We start from the raw sequence: 23646 nt of genomic DNA, 5'->3' as shown, positions 1-23646 counted from the left end.
CCCTGATGTCGCCTACTGGCAGACGGCCGCTTCGCTGAGCACGTCGGCCTGCCCGTCGACGGTCCACGGAACCTCCATGGCGACACCGTTCTCGGCGCTGATCGATGCGAGCTGGAAGGCGAGGTTCCGGGCGAATCCGCCGCCTGCACTCGAGTTGTTCAGTGCGACGACCACGGTGTAGCCGGTCTCCGGATCCTGGAATGCCGCGCTGATCGTGCCGGGCACTGCACCCGCCAGCCCGTAGAGCGGACCCACGTTCTCGACGCCGAAGCTCCAGCGTTCCTGGGTGGGGGTCGCCTCGGGCTCGTCGCCGACGGGATCGCCGTTCTCGTCGCGCTCCGGATTCTCCGTCGGCACCGCGTCCGTGAGCAGCGGCGTGGTCTCCTCGGTCCCGAAGGAGCCCGCGAAGTACTGGTCGTAGAAGTTCTTCATGTCGGTGACGGTGGTCACGGTCGACGATGCGGTGCCCAGGATCGTCGGCGACACCTCGGTCATATCGATGGGGTCGACATCGCAGACCGGGTCGCCGCCCGACAGCGGGTACGACTTGCCGACGAGCGCATCGCCGCGCACCTCGAGCTCATTGTTCGCAGGCACGTAGCTCGATCCCATGCTCGCGGGTTCGAACACGCGGTCTCGCATCATGTTGGCGACGCTCTCGTGCTGCCCCACGTTCAGCGCCCGTCCGAGCAGGAGTGCATTCGCGTCGGAGCGATGGATGTCGAGGCCGGGCCAGGAGAGCGGCGAATTCACGAGCGACTGCGCGAGCAGTTCGCGATCGGTCCACGGGCGCGTGGGGTTGTCGACGTTGATGTTGCGGAAGGCGCCCTTGAAATCGGCGAGGCCAGAAGTCTGCTTGCAGAGCTGGGCGTACGTCGTGTCGCCGATCCCGACCTGTCGGGTGAGGTCGTCGGCCACCTTCTCGTCGAGCTCGACGTTTCCATCGGCGACGTGGGAGAGCAGGAGGGCGCACATCAGCGGCTGCGAGGTCTGCGCGGCGCGGAAGCGGGCGCTCGAATCGAGCTCCTCGTCGCCGTAGGCGCGGACGTACTCGCCGCTCTCGGGGGTCCACACGCCGACGATGGCGCTGTCGGAACGACTCAACTCCATCGCGGTCGCGATCGCATCATCGATGCTCCCTGCGAACCCGTCGCTGACCGTCGCGACGTCCGTCGAACCGCCGCCGCCACCTCCCCCGGTGCATCCGGTGAGGGCAAGTCCCGTGATGGCAATCGCGGCGATCGCTCCCGAGCGCGCGCGTCGTCCGAGTCGTGGGATCACTGAACCGCCAATCGTCGACAGGGTATGGGCTCTCGTGAGTCTACTGCGTCGCAGGTGAAAATTTCCGCCCCGCGCGGGGCCGCTCGACAGTACAGTGGAGCCGTGAAGAGTTTTGACCCGACCATTGTCGCGGGTGTCACGGGCCATATGAACGGTGATCATCCGGAGGACAACCTGCTGATCGCTCGAGCCTTCGGCGCCCCGGAGGCGGTCGGCAGCGAGATGATCGGCGTCGAGGAGTCCGCCGGCGTGTGGCGCATCAGCGAGGCGGACGGAGCCCGCGAACTGCGCGTCGCCTGGCCGGGTGGGCGCATCACGGAGCGCCCCCAGATCCGTCGCGAGGTCGTCCGTCTGTACCAGGACGCGTGCGCGAAGCTCGGGGTCGCCCCGCGCGACGAGCACGGATCTACCTCGGGTGCCGCCGCTGCTGCGGTGACGGAGGCGCCGGAGCCTGCGACGCAGTCGAGCGATGAGCGCCCGTTCTCGAGCGTGCTCCGAGAGGGCACCTGGGCGGATCACTCGGACAGCGAGGGCGCGGGCTTCATGGAGCGGATCATGCGCGGGACCGCGCCGCTCAGCGACTACGTCGCGCTCGTCGCCCAGCACTTCTTCATGTACGAGGCCATCGAATCCGAGGCGGCCCGCTTCGACGATGAACCAATGCTCGCCGAGATCCACCCTGCGGGTCTGGCTCGGCTCGCGGCCATCGAGGCCGACCTCCAGCACCTCATCGGTGAGGACTGGCGGCACCGCATCGCCGCGCTGCCCGCCGTCGAGCGCTACGCTGACCGCATTCGCGAGGTGGCGGCATCTGGGTGGTTCCCCGGCTATGTGGCGCACCACTACACGCGGTATCTCGGTGACCTCTCCGGCGGTCAGATCATCGCCAAGCGGGTCGCCCGGCAGCACGGCATCACGGGGGCCGGTGTCGAGTTCTACGCGTTCCCGCTGATCGGGGATCTCCCCGAGTTCAAGGATCGATACCGCAGTGCGCTGGACCGGCTGGGCGAGGGGCTCTCGTCTGACGAGCGCGAGCGGATGATCGCGGAGGTGCGCGAGGCCTACCGGTTCAACACCGAGGCGTTCGTCGATCTTGCGCGGGCGACCAGCCTCGCGTGACGCCTTCGCGCCGCTTCACTCGCTGAGCGATGCCAGGCGCGACTGCATGAAGCGAGTTACGTTGGGGTCGACGATCACATCGCGCGGCTGGAGCGGACGACGCATGAAGAGCCCGTCGAGCGTGCGCACCCGGCTGAGCGCGACGTACGTCTGACCGGCGCTGAAGGCCCGGGGACCGAGGTCGACGGTCGCTGAGTCGTAGGTGTGGCCCTGCGACTTGTGGATCGTGACGGCCCACGCGAGTCGCAGCGGGAACTGCTCGAACTCGGCCACCACCTCCTTCTCGAGCTTCTTCGTGTCGGCGTCATAGCGGTAGCGATACCGCTCCCACACCGTCGGCTCGACCTCGAACTCCTCGTCTCCGACCTCGACCCAGACGGTGTCCTTGAGTCGGGAGACCGTGCCGATCGTCCCGTTGACCCAGCGGCCGTCGGAGTCGTTGCGGAGGAACATGACCTGGGCTCCGGGCTTCAGCTCGAGCACCTCGTCGGCCGGGTACATGTTCTCCCGGAACTCGCCGGTGATGTCGGCCACGGCGCGGAGCGACGACCCTCCGATTCCCGCCAGCCGCTGCTGGTTGATCCGGTTCACCGTCGCGTTGGTCGTCGCGAGGGTGAGCACATCTTCGGGGGGCGTGCGGGATCCGGCCGCATTCAGCTCCTCAGCCATGTCGGCCGTGACCTCGCCGAAGCGGACCGCCCCGAGGATCTGCTTGAAACGATCGTCGCGCTGGCGATGGACCTCCGTGAGCTCGACCACCGTCATAGGAACCCGGCTCCAGACCTTCGCGTCGAAGAACCAGAGCGAGCGGTAGGTGTCGGCGAAGAAGGCTCGCTCGTGCGGATCCCGCGGCGGCACCGGTGGCAACTGGTACGGATCGCCGAACATGATGATCTGCGCGCCGCCGAAGGGGTCGTGCTTCTTGCCCCGCGCCTGGCGGAGAGCCCGGTCGATCGCGTCCATGAGATCGGCGGACACCATCGAGATCTCATCGATCACGAGGGTGTCGATCGAGGAGAGCATCTTCTTCAGCTCGCTCGGCTGATCGAGGTCGTGGTCTGCGATGACCCCGGTCGGCAGACGCAGCAGCGAGTGGATCGTCTGCCCGCCGACGTTGAGCGCCGCGACGCCTGTCGGTGCGCAGACCGCGATGATCTTGCTCGTGTTCCAGGAGAGGTGGTTCAGGATCGTCGACTTGCCCGTTCCGGCTCGCCCGGTGACGAAGAGGTGCTCCCGTGTGTGCTCGATGCGCTCGTAGACGGCGAGCTGCTCGGGGCTGAGTTCGGGGCGGGGCACGCGCCCATGTTAGCGTCCGTGGGCTCCAGCTGAGAGTTGAGTGAGACTGACTCAACTTTTCCGCCGCTGGCTTGACGCGGCTGGAGCGGCGACTAAACTTGAGTGCATGAGGCTCAACTCGGGTTGAGAACCGATCCGGGGAGCCGCACGGACCCGGGCCTCGCACGGCGAGCGCCCCGCAGATATACGCAGAGAGCAAGGAGAACACATGTCACGTGCAGTCGGCATCGACCTCGGAACCACCAACTCGGTGGTGTCGGTCCTGGAGGGCGGCGAGCCCACCGTCATCGCGAACGCCGAGGGGCTCCGCACGACCCCCTCGATCGTCGCATTCACCAAGGACGGGGAGGTGCTCGTCGGTGAGACCGCGAAGCGCCAGGCCGTCACCAACGTCGATCGAACCATCTCGTCGGTCAAGCGCCACATGGGCACCGACTGGACGACCGAGATCGACGGCAAGAAGTACACGGCGCAGGAGATCAGCGCACGTATTCTGCAGAAGCTGAAGCGCGACGCGGAGACCTACCTGGGCGACAAGGTGACGGACGCCGTCATCACTGTTCCCGCCTACTTCAACGATGCCGAGCGTCAGGCGACGAAGGAGGCCGGTGAGATCTCGGGCCTCAACGTCCTGCGCATCATCAACGAGCCCACGGCAGCCGCACTCGCGTACGGTCTCGACAAGGGCAAGGAAGACGAGCTGATTCTCGTCTTCGACCTCGGTGGTGGCACCTTCGACGTCTCGCTCCTCGAAGTGGGCAAGGACGAGGACTTCTCGACCATCCAGGTGCGCTCCACGGCCGGCGACAACCGCCTCGGTGGCGACGACTGGGATCAGCGCGTGGTCGACTGGCTCGTGCAGCAGTTCAAGAGCTCCACCGGTGTGGATGTCTCGAAGGACAAGATCGCTCTCCAGCGCCTCAAGGAGGCGGCCGAGCAGGCGAAGAAGGAGCTCTCGACCTCGACGAGCGCCCACATTCAGCTGCCCTACCTCTCGCTCACCGAGAACGGTCCGGCGAACCTCGACGAGACGCTCAGCCGCGCGAAGTTCGAGGAGCTGACGAAGGACCTGCTCGAGCGCACGCGCAAGCCGTTCGAGGACGTCATCAAGGAGGCCGGCATCAGCGTGAACGACATCGCGCATGTCGTCCTCGTGGGCGGATCGACTCGTATGCCCGCCGTCACCGAGCTCGTGACGAAGCTCACCGGTGGCCGCGAGCCCAACAAGGGCGTGAACCCCGACGAGGTCGTCGCCGTGGGCGCAGCGCTCCAGGCCGGCGTGCTGAAGGGCGAGCGCAAGGACGTCCTGCTGATCGACGTCACCCCGCTGTCCCTCGGTATCGAGACCAAGGGCGGCATCATGACGAAGCTCATCGAGCGGAACACCGCCATCCCGACCAAGCGCAGCGAGACCTTCACCACCGCTGAGGACAACCAGCCCTCGGTCGCGATCCAGGTCTTCCAGGGCGAGCGCGAGTTCACCCGCGATAACAAGAACCTCGGCACCTTCGAGCTGACGGGCATCGCACCCGCCCCGCGCGGCATCCCGCAGATCGAGGTCACCTTCGACATCGACGCGAACGGCATCGTTCAGGTCGGCGCGAAGGACAAGGGCACCGGCAAGGAGCAGACCATCACCATCTCGGGCGGCTCCAGCCTGTCCGAGGAGGACATCGAGCGCATGGTCAAGGACGCCGAGGAGCACGCGGCAGAGGACAAGAAGCGTCGCGAGAGCGCCGAGCAGCGCAACAACGCTGAGCAGCTGGCCTACTCCGTCGAGAAGCTCATCAGCGAGAACGAGGACAAGCTGCCCGAGGACGTGAAGTCCGAGGTGCAGAACGATCTCGACGCGCTGAAGCAGGCACTCGCAGGCGATGACGATGAAGCCGTAAAGACCGCAGCCGACAAGCTGGGCGAGAGCCAGGGCAAGCTCGGCGAGGCGATCTACCAGGCCGCGCAGCAGGAGACCCCCGAGGGCGAGCCCGCAGCGGAGTCATCCAACGATGACGACGTGGTGGACGCCGAGGTGGTCGACGACGACGAGGAGCAGAAGTAACCATGACGAACGAGCACAAGGACTCGGGCGAGGAATTCCCCGAGAACGGTGCTCCTCGCTCGGGGCCGGAGTCGGCGGACTCCGGCCCCGAGCCGCAGGGGGACCAGACGCACAGCGCCGAGAACGGTGACGAGCCCGAGGGCGAAGGCCTGACGGTCGAGGACATCCTCGAAGCGGAGCAGACCGGCGACGCCGCAGCGGCCGACGCTGACAACCCGCACCTCGAGGATCTGCGCCGCTTGAGCGCCGAGTACGCGAACTACCGAAAGCGCACCGAGGCGAACGCCGAGCGCGACAAGCAGCGCGCTACGGCATCCGCCGTGATGCCGCTGCTCGGGGTGCTCGACGATCTCGACCGTGCCGAGAAGCACGGCGACCTCGTAGAGGGCACAGCGTTCGCGACCATCGCGCACAAGATCCGCACGGCTCTGCAGCGCCTCGGCGTCGAGAGCTTCGGTGAGGCCGGAGAGCCGTTCGACCCGGCGCAGCACGAGGCCATCGCTCAGGTGCCGACTCCCGGCACGGAGCGCGACACCGTGCTCGATGTGGTGGAGCGGGGCTACCGGATCGGCGATGTCGAGCTGCGCCCCGCCAAGGTAGCGGTGGCGGTGGGGGCAGATGGCTAGTCAGGACTGGTTGGAGAAGGACTTCTACCGCACCCTCGAGGTGTCGAAGGACGCGTCCGAGGCGGAGATCAAGAAGAGCTACCGCAAGCTCGCACGGAAGTACCACCCCGACTCGAATCCCGGGGACGAGGCTGCCGAATCGAGGTTCAAGGAGATCAGTGAAGCGTTCTCCGTGCTCTCCGATCCCGAGCAGCGCGAGGAGTACGACCAGATCCGAGCCATGGGCGCCGGCGGGGCCCGCTTCTCCGCAGGCGGCACCGGCGGTCAGGGCTTCGACGACGTCTTCGGCGGTATGTTCGGCGGAGGCGCGGGCCGAGGCGGTCACCAGTTCACCTACCAGCAGGGCGGTGCGACCGGTTTCGAGGACATCTTCGGGATGTTCGGCGGCGGAGGCGCTCCACGCGGGCCGCAACCGGGCCGCGACATCCAGGCCTCGACCACGCTGGACTTCGAGACCGCCGTGAAGGGCAACACCATCACGCTGCAGACCCCGTCTGGCAACGTGAAAGTGAAGATCCCGGCCGGTGTCAGCGACGGCAAGCGCATCAAGGTCCGCGGCAAGGGCGAGCCGAGTCCGAACGGCGGACCGCAGGGTGACATCATCTTGACGGTGCACGTGCGCAAGCACCCGGTGTTCGAGCGCGACGGCGACAACCTCCGGTTGACGCTGCCCGTGACGTTCACCGAGGCGACGCTCGGCGCGACGGTGGAGGTGCCGCTGCTGGGCGGCGGCACCGTCAAGCTCAAGGTGCAGCCGGGCACGCCGAGCGGCCGCGTCCTGCGGGTCAAGGGGCGCGGTGTGCAGACGGCGAAACGCGTCGGCGACCTCCTCGCAGAGGTCCAGGTCGTCGTTCCCACGCACCTGAGCGACGAGGCGCGCGCAGCGCTCGAGGCGTTCAGGGAGATCGAACCGAAGGAGAACCCCCGCGACGACCTGATGGCGCGCGCCCGGGGCTGATCGCCGACTTCTGAAGCAGCGAGAGAGAGGGGAGAGTGATGGTACGAGGACCGCAGATGGACCGGTTCACACCGGTGTTCGCGATCGCGGCGGCTGCCGACCTCGCGGATATGCATCCGCAGACGCTGCGGCAGTACGACCGCATCGGCCTGGTGTCCCCGCAGCGTACCAGCGGCAACACGCGCCGCTACTCCCTTCACGATGTCGAGCGCCTGCGCGAGGTCTCCCGGCTCTCAGCCGAGGGGCTGAGCCTCGAAGGCATCAGGCGTGTGCTCGAGCTCGAGGACCGGGTGCGTGAACTCGACGCCCGCGTTCGCGAGCTCGAGCGCGCACTGTCGACCGAGATGCTGAACCGCCCCGATCGGCGCGTCTTCGCAGCCGGGGCGGCGGGCGAGGTCGTGACGCTCAAGCGGGGCACCCGCGTGCGGCGCAACGCTGACGTGGTCGTCTGGCGGCCGCTCGGCCGCGGCGATGGCGGCGAGCACCGAGGGAACGGCAGCGAGCACCGTGGAGGATGATCGGGATCCCGAGGAACTGTTCCGGTCTCTCTCCCGGTACCCCGATTTCGATGCGGTGGAGCTGGAGGCGTACGACGCCACCGACCGCCTGCTGCTCGACACTGCCGAGGCCGCGATCGCGGATCTCGCTGACGGCGAGCTCGTTGTTATCGGGGACCGTCACGGCGCGCTGACCATCGGTGCCCGTGCGCTCCTCGGTGCCACGGGGATCCGCGTGTTCCAGGACCCGCTGCTCGGGGAGCGCGCACTCGCCGCCAACGCGGAGCGTCTCGGTGTCGACGACTTCAGCTCGCGTCCACTCGACCGGTCACTGCTCGACGGGGCTCGGGTGGTGCTGCTCCAGCTGCCCAGGAGCCTCGACGCCCTCGACGAGATCGCGCGCGCGATCGCCGACTGGGCGGATCCCGCGGTGCAGGTGTTCGCTGGCGGGCGCGTCAAGCACATGACGCTGACCATGAACGAGGTCCTCGGCCGATCCTTCACGAGCGTGAGTGCCGGCCTGGCCCGGCGTAAATCACGCGTCTTGAGCGCCTCGGGTCCCAGGGCCGGCGAAACACGTTTCCCGGTGTGGGGCGAGGACCCGGACCTCGACTTCCGTGTCGCCGCGTTCGGGGCGACGTTCGGGGGTGCGACTCTCGACCACGGCACGCGCCTGCTGCTCGCAGCGGACGGTACCCGTGACGCGATCGCCGGCGCGCAGCGCGTCGTCGACCTCGGCTGCGGGAACGGCGTCCTCGCGACGGCGGCGGCGCGTGCGAACCCGCGCGCCGAGGTGATCGCCACCGATCAGTCCGCAGCCGCCGTGGCTGCCACCCGCCTGACGAGCGAGGCCGCGGGCGTGGCCGATCGCGTGCGGGTGCACCGCGCGGATGCGACGGAGGCCGTGCCCGACGGCTGGGCCGATCTGATCCTGCTCAACCCGCCGTTCCACTCGGGATCGACGGTGCACGCCGAGGTCGCGCATCGACTCATCCGCTCGAGTGCCCGCGCTCTCGCGCCTGGCGGAGAACTCCGCCTCGTGTTCAACACGCACCTCGCCTACCGCCCGCTCGTGGAGCGTGTCATCGGCCCGGTTGAGCAGGTGGCGCGCACCCGCACGTTCACAGTGCTCGCGGCACGGAAACGGCGCTGAACCTAGCCGGACACCTCGATGATCGTCTTCCCGAAGTTGCCGCCGTCGAGCATGCTCGTGAAGACCTCGGGGGCCCGATCCAGACCTGCGGTGATGTCCTCGCGGTACTGGATCTTGCCCTCGCGCACCCAGGCGCCCATGTCCCTCAGGAAGTCCTCGAACATGGTCGGCACGAACTCGTTCTGAATGAAGCCGCGCAGCGTCAGCGACTTGCGCAGGACCAGTCCCATGAGCGCGGGAGCCCGGTCGGGACCCTCGGGCAGCTCGGTGGCGTTGTAGCTGGCCGCGAGACCGCAGACCGGCACGCGCGCGAACGTGTTCAAGCGCGGCAGAATCGCCTCGAACACCGCGCCGCCCACGTTCTCGAAGTAGACGTCGATGCCACCCGGAGCGGCACTGCGCAGTTGCTCGACCAGGTCGCCCGACCGGTGGTCGAGCGCCGCGTCGAAGCCGAGCTCCTCCAGATAGGCAACTTTCTCAGGTCCGCCGGCGATCCCGACGGTCCGGCATCCCTTGAGCTTCGCGATCTGGCCGACCGCACTGCCGACGGGACCGGTAGCTGCAGCGACGGCGACGGTCTCACCCGGCTGCGGGTTCCCGATCGCCAGGAGACCGGCGTAGGCCGTGAACCCGGGCATGCCGAGCACGCCCAGAGCGGTGGTGACCGGCGCCTCGTCGGGATCGAGAGCCCGGAGCGTGCTTGCACGCTCAGTGCTGAACGTCTGCCACCCGCCGTAGCCGAGGACCGTCTGCCCGGGCTCGAAATCCGGTGAGCGAGACTCGAGCACCTCGGACACCGTCGCCCCCACCATCACGTCGCCGACCTCGACGGGTTTCGCGTAGGATTCGGCGTCGGACATGCGACCGCGCATGTACGGGTCCAGGGAGAGATAGCGGGTGCGGAGGAGCACTTCGCCATCGCGGGGCTCGCGTACGGACTGTTCGTCCCAGAGGAAGTTCTCGGGCTTCGGTGCGCCGTGCGGGCGGGACTGGAGGCGCCACTGCTGGCTGGTGTACGACATTCGTGCTCCTTCCGGGGTGATGATCGCTCCGTTGCTCACACCACCCTAGGGGTCGGGCCTGGACGCACCCGCCACGCTTCGGCGCCCAGGGTCGCGGGGCGGTCACACCCCGCCGAGATCGCACTTCGTCACGCTTCAAGCGCTCTGAAACCCGACAAACTGCAACCTCGGCGGGGCGCGGGGCGCGGGGCTCGGGTGCGAGGCTCGGGCGCGGGGCTCGGGGCTCGGGCTCGGGGCGCGGGGCGCGGGGCGCGGCGCGGCCGCACCCGCCCATCAGCGGTCGAGGCGTGCGCGGTTCCGCGCCTCGATGAACTCGCGGGCGGTGAGCTGATGATGCCGTGCGGGGTACGCATCGGCGGTGATGCCGCGGATGAACGCTCCAGCGTCGACCTCGAGCGCCGTGGCGAGCCTGATGAGCGTCTCGGTGGTGGGGCTGGAGACGCCGCGTTCGATCTTGCCGACGCTCGTCCAGTTCACATCCGCGAGCTCTCCGAGGTTCTCGAGTGAGATGCCGAGGTCCTGACGGGCGCGACGGATGCGCTGGCCGATGAGACGGGCGGCTTCGGAGTGAATTCTGGGCACGGTTCTAGCGTGCAGGCACGGGGAATGGGAGTCCAGTCACTCCAGGTACTGTGCCGTAACCTCCTGAGACATTTTTCTTTGCATTCACGGCTAGAACTGATACCGGTTCAGGGCGGGCGTACAGTTGAGATCGCCATGACTGACTCCTCGCGACGGCTGCTCCTGCGGCTCGCCCCCATGATCTACGGGCCGTCCGCCCTGTTCGGACTCGGCAAGGGGTGCATCGTTCCGATGGTGCCGGTCGTTGCGACATCGCTCGGCGCAGATCTCGGCCAGTCGGGTGTGATCGCCTCGTTGCTGGTGGTGGGTCAGCTCGTCGGCAATCTGCCGGCCAGCTGGATCGTGTCGCGCGCGGGCGAGCGCATCGGCATGCTGGCGGCCTCAGTCGTGGCGCTCGCCGGCGCGGTCGGGCTGGCGCTCGGCTCGAGCCTGGTGCTGCTCGCGGTCTGCGTCTTCGCGATCGGCGTGAGCACCGCGACGTACAACCTCGCAAGGCACGCCTTCATGACGACGCGGGTGCCGGTGCCGTTCCGGGCACGGGCGCTCTCGCTGCTCGGGGGAACTTTCCGTCTCGGCGCGTTTGCCGGGCCGTTCGTCGCGGCTGGCATGATCGCGCTGACGGGGGATCCGCGCAGTGCGGCCTGGGCGTTCGCCGTCGCGCTCGCTCTGGCGGGCGCGCTGATCGGGTTCGGGCCGGATCCTGAGCGGGCGCTGGCGCGCGAAGCTACCGGAGGCAACGGAGCGAGTCGACCCGGCGACCCCGCTCAGCCCCTTCCCGGCGTGTGGCGCACCGCGGGCGCGTACCGAGGCACCCTCGCCACGGTCGGGGTCTCGGCCGCGCTCCTGTCGGGATCGCGCACGGCCCGCGATGTGCTGCTGCCGCTGTGGGGCGTCTCGATCGGCGCCGATGCGTCGCAGATCGCGCTGGTGGTCGGGGTCTCCGGTGCGATCGATTTCGCTCTCTTCTACGTGAGCGGTCAGGTAATGGACCGCTTCAGCAGGCTCTGGGCTGCCGTGCCATCGTTGATCGCCATGTCGGCAGCGTTCATCACGCTCTCGTTCACCCACGATGTGTCGGGTGCGTTCGCCTGGTTCGTGGGGTGCGCGGCCGGACTCGGGCTCGCCAACGGGCTCTCGAGCGGGATCATCATGACGGTCGGCGCCGACCTCGCACCGATCGATCACCCGGCGGCGTTCCTCGCCGCGTGGCGCACGCTCGTCGATACCGGTGGGGCGCTCACGCCCGTCGCGGTGTCGGCCATCGCCGCGCTCTCCCTGCCGGTCGCCTGCGGCGTCGCCGGAGCCCTGGCGCTGTGCGGCGCGGCGGGGTTCTGGCGCTGGTTGCCCCGGAATCCGCCGCCTGTGCAGGCTTTCCCGGAGACCTCGCCCTAAGCTGGGAGTGCCTGTTCCCGACACGAAGGACCCGCACACGCCGTGACTCCGAGCGACTCCGACTCCCACCGACCGCTGCGCATCCTCATCGGCTGCGACACGTTCTCACCCGACGTCAACGGTGCCGCTCGGTTCGCCGAACGCCTTGCCGCGGGCCTCGTCGAGCGCGGCCACGAGGTGCACGTGATGGCGCCGGGGCGGCGCTATCGGCGCACGCCGGCCGCCGTCGAGATCGTGGAGGGGCAGCCCGTGATGCTCCACCGCCCGCCTTCGGTGCGCTGGCCGCCGCATGACTGGTTGCGTTTCGTCTGGCCGTGGCGCGCGAAGCACTATGCCCGGAAGGTCGTCGATGCGGTGCAGCCCGACGTGATCCATATCCAGTCCCACTTCGTCATCGGGCGCGGCCTCTCCCGGGTCGCCCGGAAGCGCGGTATCCCGATGATCGCGACGAACCACGTGATGGCCGAGAACATCCTCGACTTCACCGTCATGCCGCCGCTGATGGACAAGCTGGTCATGAAGGGGCTGTGGGCCGACGTGACGCACACGCTCGGCATGGCTCGAGCGGTGACCACGCCGACCCGCCGCGCAGCCGACTTCCTGGAGGGGACGAGCGGGATCCGCGGCGTGATCCCGATCAGCTGCGGCATCGACCGGTCGCACTACCGACCCGACCCGACTCCGCGCACGGAGCATCGGCTGCTCTTCGTCGGTCGCCTCACGACGGAGAAGCGCGTCGATGTCACGCTCCGCGCGATCAAGCGGCTCGATCCGGCGCTCGACGTGAAGTTCGACATCGTGGGCGGCGGCGATCAGCTGAAGCACCTGGAGCAGCTCACCGAGGGTCTGGGCCTGCAGGATCGCGTCACATTCCTCGGCCGCATCGACGACGCGGAGCTCGTGGAGACCTACCGCCGCGCCTCGGTCTTCGTCATCTCCTCGATCGCTGAGCTCCAGTCGATTGCCACCCTCGAAGCGATGGCCTCTGGCCTGCCGATCATCGCGGCCGACGCGGTCGCGCTGCCGCACCTGGTGCAGAACGGCGAGAACGGGTACCTGTTCGAGCCCGACAACGATCAGCAGCTCGCGGCGCGGATCACCGACGTGCTCACCGCCTCGCCGGAGGAGTGGCAGCGCATGCAGCAGGCTTCGCTCGACGGCGCGGCGGTGCACGACATCACGCGCACCCTCGACACCTTCGAGGCGCTCTACCGCGACGAACCGCTGCCGGAGTGACCGTGCGGCTCCTCTTTGACGCGCGCTACATCCGCACCGACTTCCACGACGGCATCAGCCGGTTCTCCGCCGAGCTGGCGCGGGCTGTCACCGAGGAGGCGCCGGCGCACGGCGTCGAGGTCGCCTTCCTGATCCACGACCCCGCGCAGGCCGCGCTGCTTCCCCCGGGAGCGCGCACCCTCAAGATCCACGCGCCGACGTCGGCGAAGGAGCCATTCACCGCGCTGATCCTGAACCGGTACAGGCCCGACGCCGTCTTCTCGCCGATGCAGACGATCGGCTCGCTCGGGCGGCGCTTCCGCCTGATCCTGACGCTGCACGACACGATCTACTACCGGCACCGGACGCCGCCGCGCGACCTCGGCTGGGCGGTCCGCCTGGGGTGGCGCCTGTTCCACCTGAGCTACGTGCCACAGCGCCTCGTGCTCAACCGCGCCGATGTCGTCGCGACCGTGAGCGAGACGAGCGCGCGCGAGTTCGCTCGGGTGCGGCTCACGCGGCGGCCAGTGGTCGTCCTCGCGAACGCGCCGCAGCGGCTCGCCGAGATGCTTCCCGCCGACCGGCGCGATGGAGCAGACCCGGTGGAGCATCGACCGGATGTCGCGCCCCGCAACATCGTCTACATGGGGTCGTTCATGCCCTACAAGAACGTCGAGACGCTCGTGCGCGCGATGCGGGATCTGTCGGACCACACGCTCCATCTGCTCAGCCGCATCACGCCCCAGCGGGAGCGCGAGCTGCTGCAACTCCGCGAGCCAGGGGGCGGCGAAGTCGTGTTCCACCACGGCGTGAGCGACGAGACCTACGCCGCACTGCTCGACGACCGCGCGCTACTCGCCACGCTGAGTCTCGACGAAGGGTACGGATTGCCGATCGCCGAGGCGCTCGCCTTCGGAGTTCCCGCCGTGGTGAGCGACCTGGAGATCTTCCGCGAGGTTGCGGGCGAGGGGGCCCTGTATGTGCCCCCGACCGACCCGGGTGCGTTCGCGAGCGCCGTGACGCAACTGGACGACCCGCTCACGCGATCGCGCACCATCGAGTCGGGACTCGCGCATGCCCGGCGCTTCTCATGGGAGCGCACCGCCCAGCAGCTGCTGCGGACGGTGCGCGAGGGGGACGCCGAAAGCGCCTGAGCGTTCTGCGCTCAGAAGCGCCAGACGACCGCCTGGAAGCCCTCGGGGGGCTTGGGCGTCCAGTGCTCGTCCTTGCTGACGAGTCCGGATCCGCCGGGGTTATTCGACTCGATGATCTCGAAGGTGCCGTCGTCGTTGACGCCGGTGATCATCAGTGTGTGCACGCCCGTGACCCAGGAGGTCGGGGATGCGAGGTGCTCGTACTGCACGATATCGCCCGGCTGCGCGTCCTCGATCGTGAGGCGGGTCGCACCCTCGTAGTTCGAGACGGGGTTGCCGCTGCCGTTCCAGGCGCCGTCGCCCGCCTTGATCCAGCGCTGAGCCGACATGATGCACTCGCCTGGCTGGCTCCAACCCGTGGGGCGGCTCGTGCCGACCTCTTCTTCGGCCGCAGCGATCGCCGCATCGACGTCGAAGCCGGCCGGCGTGGAGCCGGCGCTGCTCGTCTGCAGCATGGCATCGAGCACCTCGACGTTGTCGGTCTCGCTGGTGTCGAGTGTCTGCGAGATGTTCGCGAGCGGAGCGACTGCTGCGGGTGCCGAGAAGTCCTCTACCGGTGCCGTTGCGTGCGCCGGGGTGGCGGTGAGGGCGAAAGTTACGCCGGAAATCAGCGCCACAATAAAGGTCTTAGCGGGGATCTGCACTCGGGCTTCTCCTGGGTTGGGGACAAAACTGACGTCATCTCGAACGAGCGGGGAGGGTGAACTTCACCGTGTCTCGAACAAGTAACGAACCAACCCAGTATGCGTTACTGAACCGTTACCTTGCAACCCTCGGTCGAAAATCGCCGGTTCGCTGAGGCTATCAGTGCCTCTCCTCGGCGTGTCGGACAGCCTGACCGGTGACTCGGAATAGTTATGGCTGGCATCACGTTCCTGAATGTCAGTGCTATCCTGAATGCTTGTGCCTGAAAGGAATGACGGACGAATGACAGCAACTGAGACGTCGAACTCGAGAAGCTCCACCGAGAAGCGGCGAGTCCTGCCGAAGTGGATGACCTCGTTCGGGTGGCAGATCCTGATCGCCCTGGTCCTCGGCATCGCGCTCGGCGCCGTGGTCCTGTCGATGGGCAGTGACCCGGACAACCCCAACGGCCTCCATGCGACGCTCCAGGTGATCGGCTCCAGCTACGTGAGCCTGCTCCGTGCCGCTGTCGTGCCGCTGATCTTCACCGCGATCGTGTCGAGCATCGTCGGCCTGCGCAAGGTCACGAACGCCGCGCGTCTCGCGGGTCAGACGCTGCTGTGGTTCGCCATCACGGCACTCATCGCCGTCTCGATCGGTCTCGTGCTCGGCACGGTGCTCCAGCCGGGTGCCGGCACTTCCAGTTCCACCGATCTCCAGACCGGCGATCCGTCGAGCGTCGGCGGCTGGTGGGACTTCCTCCTCGGACTCGTGCCCGCCAACTTCCTCGGCCTCGAGGTCGGCACGCAGGTCGTCGACGGCGACGTGTCGGCCAGCCCGAGCTTCAACGTGCTCCAGGTCATCGTCATCTCCGCCGTCATCGGTATCGCCGCGCTCAAGGTGGGGGAGAAGGCGGAGCCGTTCATCCGCATCACCGAGTCGGCGCTCGCCGTGATCCAGAAGGTGCTCTGGTGGATCATCCGCCTCGCCCCGATCGGCACGCTCGGCCTCATCGGCAACGCCGTGGCCTCCTACGGCTGGGCCACCATGGGGTCACTCACGCGGTTCGTCGCCGTCCTGTACTTGGGCCTCGCGCTGGTGCTCTTCGTCGTCTACCCCGTGCTCATCAAGACGCACGGGCTGTCGATCAAGCAGTACTTCTCCGGGGTGTGGCCCGCGGTGCAGCTGGGCTTTGTGAGCCGCTCATCGATCGGCACGCTCCCGCTGACGCAGAGCGTCACCGAGCGCAACCTCGGCGTGCCGCGCGGATACTCGTCGTTCGCGGTGCCCTTCGGTGCGACGACGAAGATGGACGGCTGCGCGGCTGTCTACCCGGCCGTGGCGGCGATCTTCGTGGCGCAGTTCTTCGGCATCGAGTTGACGGTCTTCCAGTACCTGCTCATCGCACTCGTCGCCGTGGTCGGTTCCGCGGCGACCGCGGGCACGACCGGTGCCACCGTGATGCTCACGCTCACGCTGTCGACCGTCGGCCTCCCCCTCGAGGGCGTGGGCCTGCTCCTCGCCATCGACCCGATCATCGACATGGGCCGCACGGCGGTCAACGTCGCGGGCCAGGCACTCGTGCCGACGATCGTCGCCAAGCGCGAGGGCATACTCGACCTCGACCTGTACAACGCCTCTCGACGGGGGCGCGCGTTCAACTTCGACGATGACGCCGACGAGGCGCCCACAGATGCCGAGTCGGTCAGCGACGGCACGGCGGAGGGCGACGGGCACGTCACCGCGAGCGACACGACCACGTCGATCGGCACCGGCTCCCGCGCGTAGCGGCGAGGCCGGCCCGCCCCGACCTCAGGCTTCGGGGCGGGCCGGCGGCTCGAACACCGCGAGGCTGAACCGCGCCGGGACGGTCGAACTGTTGCGGTAGGCGTGCGCCGCATCACCGGGGAACGCGACGGCGTCGCCTTCCTGAAGCGTGGACGCGTGGCCGTCGCACTCGACGACCACGGTGCCCTCGAGCACCTGCAGCAGTTCTCGGGTGCCGGGTGTGTGCGCGTCGCTCTCGTGCGCCTCGCCGGGCATGAGCGTCCAGTCCCAGAGCTCCATGATGTCGGGGCGGGGTGCGTTCGCGACGAGGACCCCCCGTCCCCCGTGCTCGCCCGACCAGAGCCGCGGACCGTCTCCGTTCCGCGTCACCTTCACCGAGCGGGGCGCGGGAGGCTCCACCAGCTCGGGGAGCCCCACGCCGAGCGCTTCGCTCAAACGCAGGAGGGTGCCGACGCTCGGGTTCACGGCGCCCTGCTCGACGTTCACCAGCATCCGGCGGCTGACGCCAGCCGCTCCCGCGAGTCGGTCGAGCGTCCATCGGCGCGCGTTGCGCTGCTGCTTGACGCGTGCGCCGATCGCCCGAGCGAGCGCCTCGGTGTCCGATGTCATGCGTGCAGCATAGTGCACTTGGCCGCGTCGTTCGCAGGGGCGGTCGTTCTAACGGGACGGATCAGGACGCCTGCCGCGACGACCGCTTCGTGCCCGTACCCGTGCCGGAGGACTTCGAAGACTTCGCGGACTTCGTGCCTCTGCCAGCACTCGACGACTTCGCCTTCCCTCCGGACTGTGCCTTCGCGCCGGACTGTGCCTTCGCGCCGGACTTCGCCTTCGCGCCGGACTTCGCAGTCGAACCCGATGAACCCTTCTTCTTCGATGGCCTCTTCGACTGCGACGCCGACGACGGCCGCGACCCTGACGAGCGCGACCCTGACGAGCGTGATCCTGATCGAGACGCCCGCGACTTCTTGACGCTCGCGCGCAGCGCTTCCATGAGGTCGATGACCTCGCCTCCCTCGTCCTCGTCGGCCTCCCCGAACGTGGCGTCGGTGTCGAGCGCGTCCCCCTGTTCGAGTTTCGCGTCGATGAGGGTTCTGAGCTCCTCCTGGTACTCGTCGCGATACTGCTCGGGGGTGAAGTCGGCCGAGTAGCTCTTCACGAGCGAGGCGGAGAGCTGCAGCTCCTTCGCCGAGATGCGTACGGTCTCGTCGAGGGCGGGGAAGTTCGGCTCCCGCACCTCGTCGGCCCAGAGCAGCGTCTGCACCGTCAGCACGTCGTCCCGGATCCGGAGTGCGGCGAGCCTGGTCCGCTGCCGCAGGGCGAACTGGACGATGGCGGTGCGTTCGGTCTTCTCGAGCGTGCGCCTGAGCAGCACGTACGCCTTGGTGGACTTGCCCGCCGGTGCCAGATAGTAGGTGCGATCGAACAGGATCGGATCGATCTGGTCGCTGGGCACGAACTCCACGACCTCGATCTCCTTGCTGCGCTCCTGGGGCAGCGCGTCGAGTTCGTCGCGGGTGAGGACGACCGTCTCGTCGTCCTCGACGTAGGCCTTCTCGATGTGGTCGAAGGGGATCACCCGCTCGCACACGTCGCAGCGCCGCTCGTAGTGGATCCGGCCCCCGTCCTCATCATGCACCTGATGGAGGCTGACATCATGGTCCTCGGTCGCGCTGTACAGCTTGACGGGGACATTCACGAGTCCGAAGGTCACGGCTCCGTTCCAGATCGCTCTCATGCACCCCAGTAGAGCGTGCTCGAGGTGCGATCCGCCACCCCTTGCGCCCAGCGGAGCTGTGGCGCGACGATGGGGGCGTGGCGTCGAAGCAGCAGACCGTGACGGTGGAGGGTCGGCGGGTGCGGGTGTCGAATCTCGACAAGATCCTCTACCCCGAGACCGGAACGACGAAGCGCGATGTCCTCGAGTATCTGCAGGGGATCGCGCCCGTCATGCTGCCGCACTGCCGGGACCGCGCCGCCACCCGCAAGCGGTGGCCTGACGGCGTCGAGGGGCAGATGTTCTTCCAGAAAGACATCGGCGAGGGCGCCCCCGACTGGGTCGAGGTCCGAGCGATCGAGCACCGCGACCACGTGAATCACTATCCGCTCGTGAACGACCTGCCGACTCTCGTGTGGCTCGGGCAGCTCGCCGCGCTCGAGATCCACGTGCCCCAGTGGCGATTCGGCAGGGGTGACGCGCAGCAGCACCCCGATCGGCTCGTGCTCGATCTCGATCCTGGTCCGGGCGTCTCGCTCCGGGAGTGCGCCGAAGTCGCGACCCTCGCCCGGGGCATCCTCTCCGATATGGGGCTCGCGGCGGTGCCGGTGACGAGCGGAAGCAAGGGGATCCACCTGTACGCCGCCCTCGACGGATCGCAGACCTCGGACGAGGTCTCGCAGGTCGCGCACGAGCTCGCTCGGGCCCTCGAAGCCGATCACCCGGAGGAGATCGTGAGCTCCATGAAGCGCTCGCAGCGGGAGGGGCGGGTCTTCATCGACTGGAGCCAGAACAACGCGAGCAAGACGACGATCGCGCCCTACTCGCTGCGCGGTCGCACCAGGCCGACGGTCGCGGCGCCCCGCACCTGGCGGGAGCTCGGATCCCCGCACCTGCGGCAACTCGAATACCACGAGGTGCTCGAGCGGATCGAACGTCGGGGTGATCCGATGGTCGCCGTCACCGACGTGGAACAGTCGGTAGGTGCGGGGGAGGCACCGCGCGACCGGCTTGAGATCTATCGATCCAAGCGGGATCGGCGCAAGACGACCGAGCCCATGCCGTCGGCGGTGGGAGGTGGGTCGGAGACCGGGGGACCCGTGTTCGTGATCCAGAAGCACGCCGCCCGAAACCTGCACTACGACTTCCGTGTCGAGCACGACGGGGTACTCGTGAGCTGGGCGCTGCCGAAAGGCGTGCCGACGAATCCGAAGCAGAACCGGCTCGCGGTGCCCACCGAGGACCACCCGATGGACTACCGCTTCTTCTCCGGTACCATCCCGAAAGGCGAGTACGGGGCCGGCACGGTCGAGATCTGGGACACCGGTGCGGCGGACATCGAGAAGTGGCGCGACGACGAGATCATCGTGACCCTGACGGGTGCCGAGGACGGTGGCCTCGGCAGACCTCGTCGGTTCGCGCTCTTCCGCACGCGGGACGATCCGAAGAAACCCCAGTGGATGATCCATCTGATGCAGGATCAGGACCCCTCGCCGATTTCCCCTCCGGCCAAGGGTGGTGATGCTCGCAGGCGCTCGGGTCCGGGCGCCGGGGAACGTCTCTCGCCGATGCTCGCGACGCGAGGCCGTTCGGGTGGGCTCGCAGCGCTCGAGGAAGACAAGTGGGCGTTCGAGATGAAGTGGGATGGCATGCGCGCCGTGATCGCTGTCTCACCCGAGGGGGTGCGGATCAGGAGCCGCACGGGGAAGGACGTCACCGCTTCGTACCCCGAGCTGGCATCGATCGGGACGGCACTCGGTGCGGATGACGCGGTACTGGACGGTGAGATCGTCGCGTTCGACTCCGGCGGTGCGGCAAGCTTCTCCCGTCTGCAGCGGCGCATGAACGTCGTTGCGGAGCGCGAGATCTCTGAGGCGCAACGGGAGGCACCGGTATCGTTCGCGGCATTCGACGTGCTCCGGGTGAATGGGCGCCAGACGACCGATCTGCCCTACCGCGACCGTCGCGAACTACTCGAGGAGATCGTCGATGAGGTTGCCGGGGTGCCGATCTTCGCACCGCCCGCGTTCGAGGGGGACGCCGCTGCCGCGGAACGCGCGAGTCGCGAGCTCCGCTTCGAGGGCGTCATGGCGAAGCGTCTCGACAGTGTCTACCGGCCGGGCAAGCGGACGAGCGACTGGCTGAAGTTTCCGCACGGGAACGCGGCAGAGGTGATCGTCATCGGGTGGCGCGCGAGCGAGACCGAACCGGACGGTCTCGCGTCGCTGCTGCTGGCCGTGCCAGGCGCGTCGGGCCTCGAGTACGTGGGGCGCGTGGGCACAGGGTTCTCGAACGCCGACCGCACGCGCATCCGCGAGCAGCTCGCACGCATCGAACGCAAGACTCCGCCCGCGTCATCGGTGCCGTCCGCCGATCGTCGCGATGCCACGTGGGTGACGCCGAAACTGGTGGGAGAGGTGTCGTTCCGGGAGATCACCGAGGAGGGGCGGCTTCGCCAGCCGGTGTGGCGCGGGTGGCGACCCGACAAGGCGGCCGGCGACGTCGTGGCGCCGGGGGCGTAGCACTCGGCACCCGGACGCAAAAAAGTCCTGAGCCGCGACATGTTCGTCAACGATGTCGCGACTCAGGACAATTGGCGGAGCATGTGGGATTTGAACCCACGAGGGCGTGAACCCAACACGCGTTCCAGGCGTGCGCCATAGGCCGCTAGGCGAATGCTCCTGAGCCGACTCGAAAAAGCCAGCGTCATCTATCCTAGCCTGTCGCGCGGCGCAGCGCACACCGGCTCACGCTGCCCGGCACCCAGGCCTCAGCGGCTCAGGCGAGCGGGTGCTCCACCATGGCCCGCCTGGCGTCGTCGATTTCGTCCTCACTGGGGCGGGGGTCGCGTCCGTCGACGGCGGCGAAGGCGATCGCGGCGATCGTGAGGGCGAAGGCGAGGATTCCGAACGGGTTGCAGAGTGCGATCGACATCTCGTTCCACACCGGACCGCCCCACAAGCCCGCGAGGGAGAGGAGGCCCTGGTTTGACAGGTCGGGCACCGTGAGGCCGAACGCGATGGCGTTGGCCCACGAGAGGATCAGCGTGACGAACACCCGTCGCCGGGTGCGGCGCCCCTTGCGGTGCGTGAGGGTCATGCGGCGCGCCGTCCACCACTGCAGCCAGACGTAAGCGATACCGATAGTCGGGACGTACCAGATGGAGAGCGTGCCGCCTATGCCGAACAGCCAGCGCCCGAGGGTCATCCAGAGTGCCAGGACGATGCCGATCAGGGTGATCAGGTGCGGTTTCACGGGGCGTTTTCCTCTGCGATTGAAGCGATGTTTTCGGGGTATGACGACCAGCCAACCAGAATTCGCGCGGCGTCGCGAAAACTGCTATTCTCGAACGGTTGCTTCCGCTGGGAAGCCGCGCCCCGATAGCTCAGTGGTAGAGCACTTCCATGGTAAGGAAGGGGTCGCCAGTTCAATCCTGGCTCGGGGCTCTGACTCTCTGGCTCGCCTCGTGCGGGCCAGTTTGGCTGAGTAGCTCAGCTGGTTAGAGCGCACGACTCATAATCGTGAGGTCGCGGGATCGAGCCCCGCCTCAGCTACAGAGAGTCACGAAGAAACCCCCTCATCTGAGGGGGTTTCTTCGTTGCCGGGACTTCCGAGTTGCCGATGGTCCGTTCAGCAAGCCGCTGCGGAACGGGCAGTGCTTGAGTTGCCGTAACTCTCGACAGGGCACCCCTGCTGTGAGATGTTGGTGACCGAAGGTGGTTGTCGCCGGCGCCCGGTTCGGAGAGAGGCGGAGTTCATGACGCATCGGTTCCCGGATGATGGATACGAAGGGCACGCTGACGCAGCGCTCAATATCGATCCGGTGTTCACGCGGCCGGGCGAGGCGACCTCTATGCCGAAGTACCAGTTCCCAGAAGAACTCATGCAGTCGGACACGGCGTACCAGATCGTCCACGATGCGGCGATGCTCGACGGGAACGCGCGCCTGAACCTCGCGACGTTCGTCTCGACCTGGATGGACGAGAACGCGCAGAAGCTGTACGCGCAGGTCGCCGACAAGAACATGGTCGATAAGGATGAATACCCGGCGACCGCAGAGCTCGAAGAACGCTGCTGGCGGATGCTCGCTGACCTGTGGCACATCGCGGATGCCGATGACACGATCGGAACGTCGACGGTCGGCTCCTCCGAAGCCTGCATGCTGGGTGGACTGGCATTGAAGCGTCTGTGGCGGGAGCGCAGACTCGCATCAGGGCTGCCCGCGGACCGACCTAACCTCGTCCTTTCGGCTGGGGTTCAGGTCGTGTGGGAGAAGTTCTGCAACTACTGGGAGGTGGAGGCCAGATACGTGCCCATCTCCGAGGAGCACCTCGGGCTCGACGGCTCCGATCTTGAGCAGTACGTCGACGAGCACACGATCGGCGTGGTGGCGATCCTCGGTCAGACCTATACGGGCATCTATGAGCCGGTTCAAGAGATCGCGGCGAAGCTCGACGAGATCGAACGCGATCGTGGCATTGACGTGAGGATCCACGTCGACGGCGCCTCGGGTGCGATGGTGGCACCGTTCTGCCAGCCCGAACTGGTCTGGGATTTCCGCATCGACCGTGTCAACTCCGTCAGCACGTCGGGGCACAAGTACGGCCTCGTGTATCCGGGAGTCGGGTGGGTCGTCTGGCGCGATCGTGCCGCGTGTCCGGAGAGCCTCATCTTCCATGTGAGTTATCTCGGCGGCGACCTTCCGACACTCGGGCTGAACTTCTCTCGTCCTGGAGCGCAGGTGCTGTTGCAGTACTATCAATTCCTTCGACTCGGCTTCGCGGGGTATCGACGCATCCAGCAGAACTCCCTCGACGTGGCGCAGTACCTCTCGGGCGCTATCGCTGACATGGGGCCGTTCGCCCTGGTGACTGCGGGGGACACGATCCCGGTGTTCGCCTGGAGGCTGGTGGAGGGGTCTTCGAGGAATTGGAATCTCTACGACCTTGCGGACCGTCTGCGCATGCGGGGATGGCTGGTACCGGCCTACCCGCTCCCGGAGCACCTGACTGAAGTGGTCGTGCAACGCATCGTGGTACGTGCGGGGTTGAGCCGCGATCTTGCGGGGTACCTGCTCGACACGATCCGTGAGGAGGTGTCGTTTCTCGAGTCCTTGGATGCACCGATGCCTCGGCGTGCCGGGGGTGGCGGATTCGCCCATTGAGGAGG

Annotated in this window: 20 protein-coding genes and 3 tRNA genes; 14 read left to right on the top strand and 9 right to left on the bottom strand. The window is 67.7% G+C overall.

All coding sequences use genetic code 11. From position 1 onward, the window contains the following. Positions 1-12: 12 nt before the first annotated feature. Entirely contained in the window at positions 13-1281 is a 1269-nt protein-coding gene (locus K8P10_RS13795) for a serine hydrolase domain-containing protein (RefSeq protein ID WP_224779468.1), read from the bottom strand. Positions 1282-1383: 102 nt separating this feature from the next. On the opposite strand from K8P10_RS13795, the gene K8P10_RS13785 reads away from it, so the two are divergent. Further along, on the top strand, positions 1384-2400 hold the full coding sequence (locus K8P10_RS13785) for a biliverdin-producing heme oxygenase (protein WP_370631893.1): 1017 nt from the start codon (positions 1384-1386) through the stop codon (positions 2398-2400). A gap of 15 nt (positions 2401-2415) precedes the next feature. Here the strand turns inward: K8P10_RS13785 and K8P10_RS13780 are convergent, their stop codons facing one another. Then, positions 2416-3696: an ATP-dependent RecD-like DNA helicase gene (locus tag K8P10_RS13780; RefSeq protein WP_224779467.1), complete on the bottom strand. Its 1281-nt coding sequence runs from the start codon at positions 3694-3696 to the stop codon at positions 2416-2418. Between the two features lie 208 nt (positions 3697-3904). Here K8P10_RS13780 and dnaK point away from each other — a divergent pair, with 208 nt between their 5' ends. Genes dnaK through K8P10_RS13755 form a run of 5 tightly spaced genes read left to right on the top strand, consistent with a single transcriptional unit; the run spans position 3905 to position 8986 of the window. Continuing rightward, on the top strand, positions 3905-5752 hold the full coding sequence (dnaK, locus tag K8P10_RS13775; protein WP_224779466.1) for a molecular chaperone DnaK: 1848 nt from the start codon (positions 3905-3907) through the stop codon (positions 5750-5752). A gap of 2 nt (positions 5753-5754) precedes the next feature. Beyond that, the gene (locus K8P10_RS13770; RefSeq protein ID WP_224779465.1) at positions 5755-6378 is read left to right on the top strand and encodes a nucleotide exchange factor GrpE; all 624 of its coding nucleotides are present in this window, start codon (positions 5755-5757) and stop codon (positions 6376-6378) included. Beyond that, positions 6371-7336, top strand: a complete 966-nt coding sequence (locus tag K8P10_RS13765) for a DnaJ C-terminal domain-containing protein (RefSeq protein ID WP_224779464.1) — start codon at positions 6371-6373, stop codon at positions 7334-7336. The genes K8P10_RS13770 and K8P10_RS13765 overlap by 8 nt, the downstream gene beginning before the upstream one ends. Positions 7337-7392: 56 nt before the next feature. After that, on the top strand, positions 7393-7854 hold the full coding sequence (locus tag K8P10_RS13760; protein ID WP_224779463.1) for a heat shock protein transcriptional repressor HspR: 462 nt from the start codon (positions 7393-7395) through the stop codon (positions 7852-7854). Then, a complete protein-coding gene (locus K8P10_RS13755) occupies positions 7808-8986 on the top strand; it encodes a methyltransferase (RefSeq protein WP_224779462.1) in 1179 nt (392 codons plus the stop codon). Before K8P10_RS13760 ends, K8P10_RS13755 begins: the two co-directional genes overlap by 47 nt. Positions 8987-8988: 2 nt before the next feature. Here the strand turns inward: K8P10_RS13755 and K8P10_RS13750 are convergent, their stop codons facing one another. Both K8P10_RS13750 and K8P10_RS13745 read right to left on the bottom strand, forming a co-directional pair. Further along, the gene (locus tag K8P10_RS13750) at positions 8989-10008 is read right to left on the bottom strand and encodes an NADP-dependent oxidoreductase (protein WP_224779461.1); all 1020 of its coding nucleotides are present in this window, start codon (positions 10006-10008) and stop codon (positions 8989-8991) included. Between the two features lie 273 nt (positions 10009-10281). Continuing rightward, entirely contained in the window at positions 10282-10590 is a 309-nt protein-coding gene (locus tag K8P10_RS13745; protein WP_224779460.1) for a helix-turn-helix domain-containing protein, read from the bottom strand. Positions 10591-10725: 135 nt separating this feature from the next. Between K8P10_RS13745 and K8P10_RS13740 the strand changes: the two genes are divergently transcribed. From K8P10_RS13740 to K8P10_RS13730, 3 genes are read left to right on the top strand one after another with little or no spacing between them, the layout of a single operon-like run. Continuing rightward, entirely contained in the window at positions 10726-11982 is a 1257-nt protein-coding gene (locus K8P10_RS13740; protein ID WP_224779459.1) for an MFS transporter, read from the top strand. Between the two features lie 42 nt (positions 11983-12024). Next, on the top strand, positions 12025-13218 hold the full coding sequence (locus tag K8P10_RS13735) for a glycosyltransferase (protein WP_224779458.1): 1194 nt from the start codon (positions 12025-12027) through the stop codon (positions 13216-13218). Between the two features lie 2 nt (positions 13219-13220). Next, complete coding sequence (locus K8P10_RS13730) at positions 13221-14351, top strand: glycosyltransferase family 1 protein (protein WP_224779457.1); 1131 nt, start codon at positions 13221-13223, stop codon at positions 14349-14351. Positions 14352-14362: 11 nt separating this feature from the next. Here the strand turns inward: K8P10_RS13730 and K8P10_RS13725 are convergent, their stop codons facing one another. Continuing rightward, positions 14363-14995, bottom strand: coding sequence for a CHAP domain-containing protein (locus K8P10_RS13725; protein WP_224779456.1), 633 nt, complete (start codon positions 14993-14995; stop codon positions 14363-14365). A gap of 283 nt (positions 14996-15278) precedes the next feature. Between K8P10_RS13725 and K8P10_RS13720 the strand changes: the two genes are divergently transcribed. Then, positions 15279-16763, top strand: a complete 1485-nt coding sequence (locus K8P10_RS13720; protein ID WP_224779455.1) for a dicarboxylate/amino acid:cation symporter — start codon at positions 15279-15281, stop codon at positions 16761-16763. Between the two features lie 24 nt (positions 16764-16787). Here the strand turns inward: K8P10_RS13720 and K8P10_RS13715 are convergent, their stop codons facing one another. Together K8P10_RS13715 and K8P10_RS13710 are read right to left on the bottom strand one after the other, a co-directional pair. Then, the gene (locus K8P10_RS13715) at positions 16788-17372 is read right to left on the bottom strand and encodes an XRE family transcriptional regulator (RefSeq protein WP_224779454.1); all 585 of its coding nucleotides are present in this window, start codon (positions 17370-17372) and stop codon (positions 16788-16790) included. A 61-nt stretch (positions 17373-17433) separates the two neighbouring features. After that, positions 17434-18498, bottom strand: a complete 1065-nt coding sequence (locus K8P10_RS13710) for a Ku protein (RefSeq protein WP_224779453.1) — start codon at positions 18496-18498, stop codon at positions 17434-17436. 77 nt (positions 18499-18575) lie between these two features. On the opposite strand from K8P10_RS13710, the gene K8P10_RS13705 reads away from it, so the two are divergent. Beyond that, positions 18576-20999: an ATP-dependent DNA ligase gene (locus tag K8P10_RS13705; RefSeq protein WP_224779452.1), complete on the top strand. Its 2424-nt coding sequence runs from the start codon at positions 18576-18578 to the stop codon at positions 20997-20999. 72 nt (positions 21000-21071) lie between these two features. Here the strand turns inward: K8P10_RS13705 and K8P10_RS13700 are convergent. Both K8P10_RS13700 and K8P10_RS13695 read right to left on the bottom strand, forming a co-directional pair. After that, positions 21072-21159: transfer RNA gene (locus tag K8P10_RS13700), tRNA-Ser, on the bottom strand. A gap of 96 nt (positions 21160-21255) precedes the next feature. Then, positions 21256-21732 (bottom strand): hypothetical protein, encoded by a 477-nt coding sequence (locus K8P10_RS13695; RefSeq protein WP_224779451.1) that lies wholly within the window; start codon positions 21730-21732, stop codon positions 21256-21258. Between the two features lie 119 nt (positions 21733-21851). Between K8P10_RS13695 and K8P10_RS13690 the strand changes: the two genes are divergently transcribed. The 3 genes from K8P10_RS13690 to K8P10_RS13680 all read left to right on the top strand — a co-directional run bounded on the left by K8P10_RS13690 (position 21852) and on the right by K8P10_RS13680 (position 23641). Further along, a tRNA-Thr gene (locus tag K8P10_RS13690) sits at positions 21852-21923 on the top strand. Between the two features lie 34 nt (positions 21924-21957). Next, positions 21958-22031 (top strand) — tRNA-Met (locus K8P10_RS13685). Between the two features lie 203 nt (positions 22032-22234). After that, positions 22235-23641, top strand: coding sequence for a glutamate decarboxylase (locus K8P10_RS13680; RefSeq protein ID WP_224779450.1), 1407 nt, complete (start codon positions 22235-22237; stop codon positions 23639-23641). Positions 23642-23646 lie beyond the last annotated feature (5 nt).

Source organism: Leucobacter sp. Psy1 (assembly GCF_020096995.1).
GTDB lineage: Bacteria > Actinomycetota > Actinomycetes > Actinomycetales > Microbacteriaceae > Leucobacter.
Note: the sequence above shows the minus strand (reverse complement) of the source record. Positions and strands in the feature narration are given on the sequence as shown.

Bases quoted from the DNA above. Each gene is read 5' to 3' on its own strand.
- dnaK (WP_224779466.1), top strand. From the start codon at position 3,905: ATGTCACGTGCAGTCGGCATCGACCTCGGAACCACCAACTCGGTGGTG.
- K8P10_RS13770 (WP_224779465.1), top strand. From the start codon at position 5,755: ATGACGAACGAGCACAAGGACTCGGGCGAGGAATTCCCCGAGAACGGT.
- K8P10_RS13765 (WP_224779464.1), top strand. From the start codon at position 6,371: ATGGCTAGTCAGGACTGGTTGGAGAAGGACTTCTACCGCACCCTCGAG.
- K8P10_RS13760 (WP_224779463.1), top strand. From the start codon at position 7,393: ATGGACCGGTTCACACCGGTGTTCGCGATCGCGGCGGCTGCCGACCTC.
- K8P10_RS13755 (WP_224779462.1), top strand. From the start codon at position 7,808: ATGGCGGCGAGCACCGAGGGAACGGCAGCGAGCACCGTGGAGGATGAT.
- K8P10_RS13750 (WP_224779461.1), bottom strand. From the start codon at position 10,008: ATGTCGTACACCAGCCAGCAGTGGCGCCTCCAGTCCCGCCCGCACGGC.
- K8P10_RS13740 (WP_224779459.1), top strand. From the start codon at position 10,726: ATGACTGACTCCTCGCGACGGCTGCTCCTGCGGCTCGCCCCCATGATC.
- K8P10_RS13720 (WP_224779455.1), top strand. From the start codon at position 15,279: ATGACAGCAACTGAGACGTCGAACTCGAGAAGCTCCACCGAGAAGCGG.
- K8P10_RS13715 (WP_224779454.1), bottom strand. From the start codon at position 17,372: ATGACATCGGACACCGAGGCGCTCGCTCGGGCGATCGGCGCACGCGTC.
- K8P10_RS13710 (WP_224779453.1), bottom strand. From the start codon at position 18,498: ATGAGAGCGATCTGGAACGGAGCCGTGACCTTCGGACTCGTGAATGTC.
- K8P10_RS13680 (WP_224779450.1), top strand. From the start codon at position 22,235: ATGACGCATCGGTTCCCGGATGATGGATACGAAGGGCACGCTGACGCA.